At 70.7% G+C, this 12,292-nt stretch carries 9 protein-coding genes and 1 pseudogene; 2 read left to right on the top strand and 8 right to left on the bottom strand.

Annotation, left to right across the window (positions count from 1 at the left end):
• Window positions 1-834, bottom strand: an 834-nt coding sequence (locus JWP65_RS19390; protein ID WP_299766729.1) for an iron ABC transporter permease, incomplete at its 3' end; no start/stop codon positions are given.
• Between the two features lie 61 nt (window positions 835-895).
• On the opposite strand from JWP65_RS19390, the gene JWP65_RS19385 reads away from it, so the two are divergent.
• Window positions 896-2,002, top strand: a complete 1,107-nt coding sequence (locus tag JWP65_RS19385; protein ID WP_299766727.1) for an ABC transporter ATP-binding protein — start codon at window positions 896-898, stop codon at window positions 2,000-2,002.
• A gap of 9 nt (window positions 2,003-2,011) precedes the next feature.
• Here the strand turns inward: JWP65_RS19385 and JWP65_RS19380 are convergent, their stop codons facing one another.
• The 6 genes from JWP65_RS19380 to JWP65_RS19355 form a co-directional block, all read right to left on the bottom strand.
• On the bottom strand, window positions 2,012-2,716 hold the full coding sequence (locus JWP65_RS19380; protein WP_299766725.1) for a 1-acyl-sn-glycerol-3-phosphate acyltransferase: 705 nt from the start codon (window positions 2,714-2,716) through the stop codon (window positions 2,012-2,014).
• A gap of 112 nt (window positions 2,717-2,828) precedes the next feature.
• Window positions 2,829-4,124, bottom strand: a complete 1,296-nt coding sequence (locus JWP65_RS19375) for a dihydroorotase (RefSeq protein WP_299766723.1) — start codon at window positions 4,122-4,124, stop codon at window positions 2,829-2,831.
• On the bottom strand, window positions 4,121-5,092 hold the full coding sequence (locus JWP65_RS19370) for an aspartate carbamoyltransferase catalytic subunit (RefSeq protein WP_299766721.1): 972 nt from the start codon (window positions 5,090-5,092) through the stop codon (window positions 4,121-4,123). The genes JWP65_RS19375 and JWP65_RS19370 overlap by 4 nt, the downstream gene beginning before the upstream one ends.
• Before the next feature lie 2 nt (window positions 5,093-5,094).
• A complete protein-coding gene (gene pyrR, locus JWP65_RS19365; protein ID WP_299766719.1) occupies window positions 5,095-5,625 on the bottom strand; it encodes a bifunctional pyr operon transcriptional regulator/uracil phosphoribosyltransferase PyrR in 531 nt (176 codons plus the stop codon).
• Window positions 5,622-6,038 carry a Holliday junction resolvase RuvX gene (gene ruvX / locus JWP65_RS19360; RefSeq protein WP_299766717.1) on the bottom strand — a complete coding sequence of 139 codons (417 nt, stop codon included), beginning with the start codon at window positions 6,036-6,038 and terminating at the stop codon, window positions 5,622-5,624. The genes pyrR and ruvX overlap by 4 nt, the downstream gene beginning before the upstream one ends.
• Entirely contained in the window at window positions 6,031-6,630 is a 600-nt protein-coding gene (locus JWP65_RS19355; RefSeq protein WP_299766715.1) for a YqgE/AlgH family protein, read from the bottom strand. The genes ruvX and JWP65_RS19355 overlap by 8 nt, the downstream gene beginning before the upstream one ends.
• A 20-nt stretch (window positions 6,631-6,650) precedes the next feature.
• On the opposite strand from JWP65_RS19355, the gene JWP65_RS19350 reads away from it, so the two are divergent.
• Window positions 6,651-8,105, top strand: coding sequence for a deoxyribodipyrimidine photo-lyase (locus JWP65_RS19350; protein WP_299766713.1), 1,455 nt, complete (start codon window positions 6,651-6,653; stop codon window positions 8,103-8,105).
• Between the two features lie 116 nt (window positions 8,106-8,221).
• Here the strand turns inward: JWP65_RS19350 and JWP65_RS19345 are convergent.
• A pseudogene (locus JWP65_RS19345) lies at window positions 8,222-12,292 on the bottom strand (Hpt domain-containing protein); the annotation flags it as partial.

Raw genomic sequence — 12,292 nt, 5'->3', positions numbered from 1 at the left:
GGGCTGCGCCTCGCTGCCGCCGCGGCTGCGCCCCGGGGCGAAGCGCAGGCGCGTCTGGGCCCGCCGCTCCAGCCCGAGCAGCAGCGCCACCACCACCAGCAGCACGGTGGCCAGTTGGGCCGCGGCGATCCGGTTGTCCATCGACAGCCAGGCTTTGTAGATGCCAGTGCTGAAGGTCTGGATGCCGAAGTAGCTGGCCACGCCGAAGTCGGCCAGCGTCTCCATCAACGCCAGCGCGACGCCGGCGGCAATCGCGGGACGCGCCAGCGGCAGCGCCACCCGGCCGATGCGGCGCGCCAGCGGCGCGCCGAGCACCCGCGCCGCCTCCATCAGCTGCGCCGCCCGCTCCGCCAGCGCGGTGCGCACCAGCAGGTAGACGTATGGGTAGAGCGAGAACACGAACACCCAGACTGCGCCAGGCAGGCTGCGCACCTCGGGGAACAGCCTGCCCTGCAGGCCGAACTGCCCGCGCAGCCAGGCTTGCAGCGGGCCGCCGAACTGCAGGAAGTCGGTGTAGGCATAGGCCACGACATAGGCCGGCATGGCCAGCGGCAGCAGCAAGGCCCACTCGAAGGCGCGGCGGCCTGGAAACTCGAACAGCGTCACCGCGGCGGCCGTGGCGGTACCCACCACGGCCACGCCGATGCCGACCGCGACGCACAGCAGCACGCTGGTCAAGGCGTACTCCGGCAGTACCGTGCTGCCCATTTCGCGCAGGATCTGGGCGCTGGCGGCGTCCCAGGAAAACCACGAAGCCAGCACTGCCAGCACCGGCAGCAACAGCACGCCTGCCAGCAGCAGCAAGGGCAGGTCTTGGAGCCGGCGCAAGGTCATGAAAAAGGGCTTCTCGCCGGTTGGATGCAAATGAGAATTGTAAGCATCTAGAATTGCGCCCATGCATATCGAGCTGCGCCAGCTCAGCGTCCACTATCCCGGCCGGCCTCGAGCCGCCGTCGACGACGTGTCCCTGGGCCTGCGCGCCGGCGACATCGGGGTGCTGATCGGCCCCTCCGGCTGCGGCAAGACCACGCTGCTGCGGGCGGTGGCGGGGCTGGAGCCGGCCAGCGGCGGCGAGATCCTGCTCTCCGGCCAGCGGGTCGCCGGCGCCGGCAGCAACGTGCCGCCCGAGCGCCGCCAGATCGGCATGGTGTTCCAGGATTACGCCTTGTTCCCGCACCTGGACGTGGGCAAGAACATTGCCTTCGGGCTGGAGCGCAAGCTGCGCGGCGCCGAGCGCCAGGCTCGCGTCGCCGAGGTGCTGGCGCTGGTGGGGCTGGAAGGCTCCGAGCGCCGCATGCCGCACGAACTCTCGGGCGGCCAGCAGCAGCGGGTGGCGCTGGCCCGGGCGCTGGCGCCACGGCCGCAGCTGCTGCTGCTGGACGAGCCGTTCTCCAACCTCGACGTCGATCTGCGCGAGCGGCTGGCGCACGAGGTGCGCGGCATCCTGAAGGCGGCACAAGCCACGGCGCTGTTCGTCACCCACGACCAGCTGGAGGCGTTCGCCATCGGCGACGTGATCGGCGTGATGCACGAGGGCAAGCTGCACCAGTGGGACGACGCCTATACGCTGTACCACCGGCCGGCCACCCGCTTCGTGGCCGACTTCATCGGCCACGGCGTGTTCACGCCGGCCACGCTCACCCAGGTGGGCAGCCAGGTGGTGGTGCACACCGCGCTGGGCGCGCTGACTGACGGCGCCGAGTGCCCGCTGCCCTCGGCCTTCGGGCTGGGCCAGTGCGAGGTGCTGCTGCGGGCCGACGACATCATCCACGACGACGATGCGCCGGTGAAGGCCGAGATCCTGCGCAAGTCGTTCCGCGGCTCGGAGTTCCTCTACACGCTGCGGCTGGCCACTGGCGAGACGGTGCTGGCCCACGTGCCCAGCCACCACGACCACAAGGTGGGCGAGTGGATCGGCATTCGGGCTGAGGTCGACCACGTGGTCACCTTCCTGCGCGAAGGCGGGCTGGCGGCGCCGCCGATGGTGCCGTTCCTGGCCTGAATTTTCGGTTTACCGCAGCGCATCCACCGCCGCCCGCAAGTCACCCGCCCACTCGCGCCGATTGCGCCCATCCGCCAGCTGCGGCTGGCCGAATCGCACCCGCGCCACGAACGGCGGGCCGACCAGCGTGCGCCACAGCGATCCCAGCAGCGTGTCGTCGTCCAGGTACAGCGGGCTCTGGCTGTCGGCGCCGCTGGCCTGGTCGACGAAACGCAGGCCGACCGGCTGCACCGGCGCATGCGCGCTGATGGCGGCCTGCACCAGGTTGCCGTGGAACGGCAGCAGCACGCGGCCGTCGCCGGTGGTGCCTTCCGGAAACACCGCCACGATGTCGCCGTCTTGCAGGCTTTGCGCCATGTGGTGCACCACCCGCATCGCGTCGCGCCGCTTTTCCCGCTCGATGTAGAGCGTGCCCCCGCCGGTGGCCAGGGTGCCGATCAAGGGCCAGTGCTTCACGTCAGCCTTGGACACGAAGCGGCAATGCCGCGCCGCGTGCACCACCAGGATGTCGAGCCAGGAAATGTGGTTGACCACCAGCAGCACCGGGCCCTGCAGTGGCGGGCTGCCCTCGACCTGCAGCGGGATGCCGAGCACGCCCAGCATGGACCGCGCCCAGGCCTGCACATGGGCTTCGCGCCGCTGGCGCGGCCAGCGCGGGAACAGCACCACGATGTCGAACCAGCCGCGCAGCGCCAGCAGCAGCGCGCGACCCAACCGCCACAGTGCCCGTAACGATGTCACGTCCGGCCGCCGCCGGGCCGCCCCAAGGCGGCTGGAGCCCGCCCGGGGGGCGACGCACTACACGCGGTGACAAGCGTGGGGGCCATCACATTGCTTCGTAGGCGACCTGGCCGCCGACGATGGTGCAGCGCACCTGCCCCTGCAGCTGGTGGCCGCCGAACGGCGTGTGCCGGCCCTGGCTGCGCAGCCGCGCCGGCTCCACCGTCCAGGTCGCCTGCGGATCGAAGATGCAGACGTCGGCGACGCCGCCGTCCACCAGGTGGCCGGCGCTGGCCTGCAAGGTGCCAAGCGCGGAGCCCAGCACGCGGGCCGGCTCGCAGGTCAGCACCGCCAGCGCCCGCACCAGCCCGACGCCGTCCTGCTGGCCCCACTTGAGCCCCAGCCCGAGCAACAGTTCCAGGCCGGTGGCACCGGGCTCGGCCTCGGCGAACGGGATCTGCTTGGCATCCTCGTCCACCGGCGTGTGGTCCGACACCAGCGCGTCGATGGTGCCGTCGGCCAGGCCTTGGCGCAGCGCATCGCGGTCGCGCTGCTGGCGCAGCGGCGGCGTCAGCCGCATGCGGCTGTCGAAGTAACCGATGTCGACGTCGGTCAGGTGCAGCGAGTTGATGCTGACGTCGCAGGTGACCGGCAGCTCCTGCTGCTTGGCCGCGCGCACCAGCGCCACGCCGGCGGCGCTGCTGATGCGGCACAGGTGCACCCGGGCGCCGGTTACGCGCACCAGCTCCAGGATGGTGTGCAGCGCGATGGTCTCGGCCGCCACCGGCACCCCCGACAAGCCCAGGCGGGTGGCCAGCGGGCCGCTGGCGGCCACGCCCTGCCCCAGGTGGTACTCCTGGGGCCGCAGCCACACCGAGTAGCCGTAGGTTGCCGCGTACTGCAGCGCGCGTTGCAGCACCTGGGTGTTCTGCAACGGCACCTCGGCCTGGCTGAAGCCGACGCAGCCGGATTCGGTCAGCTCCGCCATCTCGGTCAGCACCTCGCCCTGCAGCCCGCGCGTGAGCGCGCCGAGCGGGAACACCCGGGCCTGGTGCAGCTTTTCGGCGCGGAACTTGAGCATGTCGACCAGACCCGGCTCGTCCAGCACCGGGTCGGTGTCGGGCGGGCAGACCAGGCTGGTGACGCCGCCGGCGACCGCCGCCGCCATCTCCGACTCCAGCATGCCTTCATGCTCGTGGCCAGGCTCGCGCAGCCGCACCGCCAGGTCGACCAAACCGGGTGCCACGATGCAGCCGCCCGCCTCGATGATGCGGACGGGTGAGAAGCCTTCCGGCGCCGTGCCGACGCTGATGATGCGGCCGGCGGCAATCGCCACGTCGGCGATCTCGTCGAAGTTGCGGGCCGGATCGATCACCCGCCCGGCGCGAATCAGGATCTTCATGCAGCCTCCCGCGTGGTGCCGGCCACGATGCTCATGACCGCCATCCGCACGGCGATGCCGAAGGTCACCTGCGGCAGGATCACGCTTTGCTTGCCGTCCACCACCGCCGAGTCGATCTCGACACCGCGGTTGATCGGCCCCGGGTGCATCACGATCGCATCCGGCTTGGCCAGCGCCAGCCGCTCGGCCGTGAGGCCGTAGCGCTTGAAGAACTCCTGCGCCGAGGGCAGCAGCGCCCCGCTCATGCGCTCGTTCTGAAGCCGCAGCATGATCACCACGTCGCAGCCCTTGAGGCCATCTTCCAGCGAGTGGAAGACCCGCACGCCCATCGGCGCGATGTCGCCTGGCACCAGCGTCTTGGGGCCGACCACGCGCACTTCGGCGCAGCCCAGCGTCGTCAATGCATGGATGTCCGAGCGCGCCACGCGCGAGTGCAGCACGTCGCCGACGATCGCCACCGTGAGGTTGCTGAAGTCCTTCTTGTAGTGGCGGATGGTGTACATGTCCAGCAGCCCTTGCGTGGGGTGCGCATGGCGGCCATCGCCGGCGTTGATCACGTGCACGTGCGGCGCCACGTGCTGGGCGATCAGGTAGGGCGCGCCGGACTCGCCGTGCCGCACCACGAACAGGTCGGCCGCCATCGCCGACAGGTTGGCGATGGTGTCCAGCAGCGACTCGCCCTTGCTGGCCGAGGAGCGCGCGATGTCCAGGTTGATCACGTCGGCCGACAGCCGCTTGGCGGCGATCTCGAAGGTGGTGCGGGTGCGCGTGCTGTTCTCGAAGAACAGGTTGAACACGCTCTTGCCGCGCAGCAGCGGCACCTTCTTGACTTCGCGGTCATTGACGCTGACGAAGCTGGAAGCCGTGTCCAGGATGTGGGTGAGGATGGACTTGGGCAGCCCTTCCACCGACAGCAGGTGGATCAGCTCGCCGTGCTTGTTCAGCTGTGGATTGCGTTGATACAGCATGGTCAGGCGGCGCTCTCGACATCGAAGCTGAAGCGGCCACCGGCATCGCGCGCCAGCGCCAGCGACCGGCTGGGCGGCAGCGCCACGCGCGCGGCTGCGAAGTCGGCCTGCACCGGCAGCTCGCGCCCGCCCCGGTCGACCAGCACCGCCAGCTGCACGGCGCCGGGGCGGCCGTAGTCGAACAGTTCGTTGAGCACGGCGCGGATGGTGCGGCCGGTGTAGAGCACATCGTCCAGCAGCAGGATGTGGGCGTCGTTGACGTCGAAGTCCAGGCGGGTCTGGGCGCTGGCGGCCAGACCGCGGCGGGCGAAGTCGTCGCGGTGCATGGCCGACGAAATCACGCCGGGCTCGCCCTCCAGCTGCAAATCCTTGTGCAGGCGCTCGGCCAGCCAGGCGCCGCCGGAGGTGATGCCGACCAGCCGCGTGTGCGGCTGGCGCAGCCCCGTCACCCCGCGCACCAGCTCGCGATACAGGGCTTCGGCGTCCAGGGTCGGCGCGCCGCTGGCGACGCCGGGGCCGGTGGCAGGATTCAAGGCAGGCTCCTCAGGAATTGTTCCAGGATGATGCAGGCGGCGCCGGCATCGGCATCGCGCGCGCCGCTCGACAAAGCCTCGGTGGTGCTGTAGCGCTCGTCCACCTCGTACACGGGCTTGGCGATCCGCGCGCGCAGCTGGCGAGCGAACTTGCGCGCGCGCGCCGTATTGTCGTGGCTGGCACCGTCCGGGTGGAAGGGCACGCCGACCACCAAGGCGTCCGGCTGCCACTCCTTGACCCGCGCCTGGGCGGCGTCCAGCCGCGCCGCACCCTCGGCGCGGATGGTGGCCTGCGGGGTCGCCGTGCGCAGCATCCGGTTGCCCACCGCCACGCCTGTGCGCTTCAGGCCGAAGTCGAAAGCGATGAAGGTCTGGAAATGCGCGGGAACGTCGGTCGCGGCCGGCTCAGGCATGCCCTGCGCCCGGCGACAGCATCCACGCCTGCAGGCCCAGCAGCAGCAAGGCCTTGGCGTAGCGTTCCTCGACCGGCGTGTCGAAGATCACCGCCGGATCGGCATCCACCGTCAGCCAGCTGTTTTCGGCCAGTTCCGACTCGAGCTGGCCTTCGCCCCAGGCCGAGTAGCCCAGCGTCACCAGCATCCGGCGCGGGCCGGCCCCGGTGGCGATGGCTTCCAGCACGTCCTTGGAAGTGGTCATCTCCAGGCCGCCCGGGATGGTCATGGTGGAGGCATAGACCGACTCGCCGGCGTCGCCGCCCTGGGCATGCACCGCCTCGTGCAGCACGAAGCCGCGCTCGGTCTGCACCGGCCCGCCCTGCAGCACGGGTGTGTCCGCCAGGTCGGCGCGGCCCAGCGGCAGGTCGACCTTGTCGAACAGGTGCTGCAGGTTGATGTCGGTCGGCTTGTTGATGACGAGCCCGAGCGCGCCCCGCGGGCTGTGCTCGCAGAGGTACACCACGGAGCGGGCGAACGAAACGTCCTCCAGCTGCGGCATGGCGATGAGGAAGTGGTGCGTGAGGTTGATCTGGTCGGCCTCGGACGGCATGATGCGCTGATTTTAGTTCCATGGACACGACCTATGCGGCCGGCCTGGTCTGGCTGCGCCGCGACCTGCGGCTGGGCGACAACGCGGCGCTCCATCACGCGCTGAAAGCCTGCCGCGCGGTGCACTGCGCCTTCCTGTTCGATTCGGCGATCCTGGCGAAGTTGCCGCGCCAGGACCGGCGGGTGGAATTCATCCGGGCAACCCTGGCCGAGCTCGACGCCGGACTGCGGGCGCTGGCCGGGCCAGGCGCCGGCCTGATCACCCTGCAAGGCGCGGCCGCGCGGGAGATCCCGCAGCTGGCGGCCACGCTGGGCGTGCAGGCGGTGTTCGCCAGCCACGACGACGAGCCGGCGGCGCTGGAGCGCGACCAGGCGGTGCGCACGGCACTGGCCGCTGCCGGGGTCGCCCTGCACAGCGGCAAGGACCAGGTGCTGTTCGAGCGTGACGAAGTGCTGACGCAGGCCGGCAAGCCCTACTCCGTGTTCACCCCGTACAGCCGGGCCTGGCATGCGAAGCTGGACGCGTTCTTCCTGCGGGCTTACCCGGTCGAGCGCTACGCGGCCCGGCTGGCGCCCCGGCCGGCCGCGCTGCAGCGGGCGGCACCGACGCTGGCCGCACTCGGGTTCGAGCCGACCAACCTGGGCCAGCTGCCGCTGGGCACCGGCGAAAGCGGCGCCGCGGCCTTGCTGGCCGACTTCCTGCCGCGGCTGGACCGCTACGACATCCAGCGCGACCTGCCGGCGGTCAAGGGGCCCAGCTACCTGGGCGTGCACCTGCGCTTTGGCACCGTGTCGATCCGCCAGCTGGCCCGGCTGGCAAAGGAACGCGACAGCACCGGCGCCGCCACCTGGCTCAAGGAACTGGCCTGGCGCGACTTCTACTTCCAGGTGCTGGCGAACTTCCCGCACGTGGGGCAAGGCGCCAGCTTTCGCCCCGAATACGAGCGCATCGCCTGGGCGCAAGGGCCGGTGGCCGACGAGCGCTTCGCCGCCTGGTGCGAAGGCCGTACCGGCTACCCGCTGGTGGACGCGGCCATGGCGCAGATCAACACCACCGGCTACATGCACAACCGGCTGCGCATGATCGTGGCCAGCTTCCTGTGCAAAGACCTCGGGATCGACTGGCGCTGGGGCGAGCGCTACTTCGCCGCGCACCTGAACGACTACGAGCTGGCGTCCAACAACGGCGGCTGGCAGTGGGCCGCCTCCTGCGGCTGCGACGCCCAGCCGTGGTTTCGCATCTTCAATCCGGTCACGCAAAGCCAGCGCTTCGACCCGCAAGGCAGCTTCATCCTGCGCTACCTGCCGCAACTGGCGAAGCTGCCTTTGGCGGCCCTGCACGCGCCTTGGCTGGCCCGGCCAATCGACCTGCAAGCGGCGGGCGTGCGGCTGGGGGTGGACTATCCGCTGCCCATCGCCGACCACGCGCAGGCGCGCCAGGAGACGTTGCGCCGGTATGCGGTGGTCAGGGGCTGAGGCGCCTTCGGCATTCCCGCGCAGGCGCGAATCCAGTGCGCCCGCAAAAAGAAAAGCGACCCGCAGGTCGCTGTCTCCAATCGCCTGGGCCCCGCCCGCGCGGGGACGACGCAGGCTCAGGCTTCCACCGCCTGCCGGCAGTAGTGCTTGACCAGGCTCATCAACTCTTCTTCCGAGTACGGCTTGCCCAGGTAGTGGTTCACGCCCAGCTCGCGCGCATGCTCGCGGTGCTTTTCGGCGATGCGCGAGGTGATCATCACGATCGGCAGGTGCGACAGGCGGGCGTCGCCGCGGATGTTGCGGGCCAGGTCGAAGCCGTCCATGCGCGGCATCTCGATGTCCGACAGCACCACCGCCGGCAGTTCCTCGGCCAGCCGCTCCAGCGCCTGCAGGCCGTCGGCCGCCAGCGCCACCCGGTAGCCTTCGCGCTGCAGCAGGCGTTGCGTGACGCGCCGCACGGTGATCGAATCGTCCACCACCAGCACCAGCGGCACCGTGGGCGCGGCCGGCAGCAGCGGGGCGGCCGGCTGGGCCGGCTGGCCCAGCACGTCCGGCTGGGCGCTGTCCGCGCTCATCTGCCGGGCCTGCTCGCCATACACCTGCGTCAGCGCCACGGGGTTGTAGATCAGCACCACCGCGCCAGATGCCAGCACCGTCATGCCGGCGAGACCCGGCAGCCGGGACAGCTGCGGCCCGAGGTTCTTGACCACCACTTCCTGGTTGCCCAGCACTTCGTCGACGTGCACCGCGATGCGCTGCGCCGCCGAGCGGAAAATCACGATCGGCAAGGTCTTGCCTTGCGGCTCGTTGCTGCGCACGGACGACTGCAGCAGCGCGCCCGACCAGAAGAAGGGCAGTTGCTCGCCGGCGAACTCGAAGCTGCCGCTGTTGTAGGCCTGCTGCACTTCCTTGAGGGTGCCGCGCCGCACCAGTTCCACCAGGTTGGCGGGCACGCCCACGGCCAGTTTGCCGCTGCGGATCATCACCACCTGCGTCACCGCCGTGGTCAGCGGCAGCACCAGCTTGAAGCTGGTGCCGCGCCCCTGCTGCGTGCTCGTCTCGATGCGGCCGCCCAGGGCGTTCACCTCGGAGCGGACCACGTCCATGCCGATGCCACGGCCGGCCAGTTCGGTCACCTGCGTGGCCGTCGAAAAGCCCGGCAGGAAGATCAGGTTGGCCGCTTCTGTCTCGCTGAGCGGCTGGTCGGGCGTGATCATGCCCTGCTGCACCGCCTTCTCGCGGATGCGCTGCACGTCCAGGCCGGCGCCGTCATCCTGGAATTCCACCGAGATGTCGTTGCCTTCGTGGCGCAGGTGGATGGCGATGGCGCCGGTGGCTTCCTTGCCGGCCGCGCCCCGCACGCCCGGCACTTCGATGCCGTGCGCCACGCAGTTGCGCAGCAGGTGCTCGAAGGCGGGCGTCATGCGGTCCAGCACGCCGCGGTCCATTTCGATCGAGCCGCCGACGATGTCGAGCTTGACCTGCTTGCCGCTTTCCTTGGCGGCCAGCCGCACCACGCGGTACAGGCGGTCCGAGATGCCTTCGAATTCCACCATGCGGGTGCGCAGCAGGTCGCGCTGCAGCTCGCGGGTCTGGCGCGCCTGGGCGATCAGGTCGTCTTCGGTGGCTTCCACCACCCGGTGGATGTTGCGCTGCACGGTGGCGACGTCGTTGACCTACTCGGCCATCATGCGCGTGAGTTCCTGCACCCGCGTGAAGCGATCGAACTCCAGCGGATCGAAGCCCGATGCAGTGTCCTTGGCCTGCGCCATGCGCGACTGCATCTGCGACTCGGCCTGCAGCTCGATGTCACGCAGCTGCGAGCGCAGCCGGTCGAGGTTGCCCGTCAGGTCGCCCAGCGAGCCGCGCAGCTGCTTGAGCTCCGCCTCCAGGCGCGAGCGGGTGATCATCACCTCGCCGGCCTGGTTGACCAGCCGGTCCAGCAGTTGCGAGCGCACCCGCACCGCCTGGTTGGAAGCCTGGCGGGTGGCGCCCAGCGCCGAGGTCACCGGCATCGCGAGCGCCATGCGCTGCGGCGCCGCCACGACCGGCTGGACCGGCAGGACGGGAGCAGCCGGCGCGGTCGGCCGCGGCGCATCGGGCGCCGGCGGCTGAACGGCGACCGGCGTCGCAGCAACGGCCTGCGCTTGGGCTTCGGCCGGGGCGAATCCGCCGGTGGCCCGCAGCGTATCGAAGTGGGCCTGCATGGTGTCAAAGCGCTGCAGCAGCTGCTCGATATCGGCGGCAACGATGTTGTCGCTGCCCAGGTGTTCCACCTCCGACTCCAGCCGGTGCGCCAGCTCGCCCAGGCGCAGCGCCCCGGCCAGCCGGGCGCTGCCCTTGAGCGTGTGCAGCGCGCGCAGCACCTGGTCGCGCGGCTCGCGCTGGCCAGGGTGGGCGGCCCACAGGCGCAGCGAGCCGCCCAGCGCCGGCATCAGGTCGGCGGCCTCTTCCTCGAAGATCGGGAACAGGTCGGGGTCAATGGCATCGGTGACGTCGAGGTCGTCTTCGTCGCTGACCGAGACCATGGCGCGCTGCGGCGCGATCGGAACGTTCTGAACCGGCCGCAGCATCGGCCCGACCTGCACCGGGGGCACGTAGGCTGCCGGCGGGGTGAGCGGGGCCGGCAGCTCGGCCTGCGGCTGGGCGCCGAACTGCTGGAACTCGATGTCGGCGAAGCCGGTCAGCGGCGCTTCATCGCGCGTCGGCTCGGCGCGCAGTTCGCCTTCGGCGTCCTTGAGCGCCTGCAGCTCGCGCAGCAGGCGGGCATCGGGCTCCTTCAGGAATCCGGCGGCGAACTGGTGCAGCAGGCGGCGCACTTCCTCGGCCGCCTCGGTGAAGGTCTGGGCATGCGCGGGCGTGCCGCAGGCGATGCCCTGGGTGTGCTGCAGCGCGCCTTCGAGCGCGCGCGCGATGTCCGACAGCGCGTGGAAGCCCACGGTGGCGGAGCTGCCGGCCAGGGCGTGGGCCCAGCCGACGGTGGAGTCAGGCACCTGCTGGTTCATCTCCAGCGTCCACTCGCTGATCTCGGTGGCCAGCCGGCGCGACCACTCGTCGGCCTCGTTCAGGTAGACGTTGTAGAGCGGGATGCCGATGCGCAGGCTGCCGATCACCTTGACCTGCTCGTCGCGCGCGGGCGAACCAGCGTCCGCGTCGGCACCCAGGGTTTGGTCGACGGACTGCGGCGCCGCTGGTTCGGCCACGGGTTCGAGCGCGGCCGGCGCGTTTTCCACCGGGGCGGCAGTCGCAGCCGACAGGTCGAACACGAAATCATCGGCGCTGTCGACCGGCTGCGGCGCGGGTGCCGGGCCCGACACGGCGGACAGGCTGGAGAAGTCGATGCCGGATATTTCCAGCGGCGCCTCATCCAGCGGCGCCGGCGGCACCAGCGGAAATTCCGCCTTCGGCAGGATCGCCGTGGAGGCGAGCTCCGCCAGTTCTTCCGGTTCGCTGTCGGCCTCGGGTACCGCTGCCGATTCGGCCTGGGACTGGACCGGCGCGGCGCCGAAGTCGGCGAACTCCGGCGGCAGTTCGTCCGCACGCAGTTCCGACACTTCGGTCGGTGCGGGCAGCAGCGGCGAGACTTCCGGCAACGGGGTGGCGGCGGCGTCGAAACGCAGCGCCAGCGTGGGATCGTCGACGACGTCGGCACCCAAGGGCTGTGCCGACGGCAGGTCGTTGCCCAGGTCGAGCGTGAAGCCGAGGTCCGCCAGGTCCGGCAGGGCCGGCGCCTGGGCGGCCGCAGCGACCGGCGGCGTGGCCTCGGGCTCGGGGTCCAGCGAGATCAGCGTGGACAGGAGCGCCGCGTCCTGCGCCGGTGCGGCCGGCAATTCAGGTGCAACCGCTTCGACGGCTTGCGGTGCGGTGACTTCGGGCGCGGCAGCCGCTGCCGGCAGCACGATCTGCACCAACCGGGACTCGGTGCGCATCGCGTCGGCCGCGGTGCGGAAGGCAGCCGCCTTCCAGGATCCGTCGGTGTTGCCGGCGATGTCCTCGATCCAGCGGCCAAAGCCTTGCAGCGCGCGCGTGCACAGCGTGCGGAGGTCTTCGGTCGAAGGCTTCTGGTCGGCCAGCCAGGTGTTGAGCACCTGCTCCATCGACCAGCCGGCTTCGCCGAACTCGTTGAGGCCGACCATCCGCGAGCTGCCCTTGAGCGTGTGGAAGGCGCGGCGCAGCGTGGTCATGTC

Source organism: Ramlibacter sp. (assembly GCF_028292805.1).
Taxonomy (GTDB): Bacteria; Pseudomonadota; Gammaproteobacteria; order Burkholderiales; family Burkholderiaceae_C; genus Ramlibacter.
This window is presented reverse-complemented; position numbering and strand designations above follow the sequence as displayed.

Bases quoted from the DNA above. Each gene is read 5' to 3' on its own strand.
- JWP65_RS19385 (WP_299766727.1), top strand. From the start codon at position 896: ATGCATATCGAGCTGCGCCAGCTCAGCGTCCACTATCCCGGCCGGCCT.
- JWP65_RS19375 (WP_299766723.1), bottom strand. From the start codon at position 4,124: ATGAAGATCCTGATTCGCGCCGGGCGGGTGATCGATCCGGCCCGCAAC.
- JWP65_RS19370 (WP_299766721.1), bottom strand. From the start codon at position 5,092: ATGCTGTATCAACGCAATCCACAGCTGAACAAGCACGGCGAGCTGATC.
- ruvX (WP_299766717.1), bottom strand. From the start codon at position 6,038: ATGCCTGAGCCGGCCGCGACCGACGTTCCCGCGCATTTCCAGACCTTC.
- JWP65_RS19355 (WP_299766715.1), bottom strand. From the start codon at position 6,630: ATGCCGTCCGAGGCCGACCAGATCAACCTCACGCACCACTTCCTCATC.
- JWP65_RS19350 (WP_299766713.1), top strand. From the start codon at position 6,651: ATGGACACGACCTATGCGGCCGGCCTGGTCTGGCTGCGCCGCGACCTG.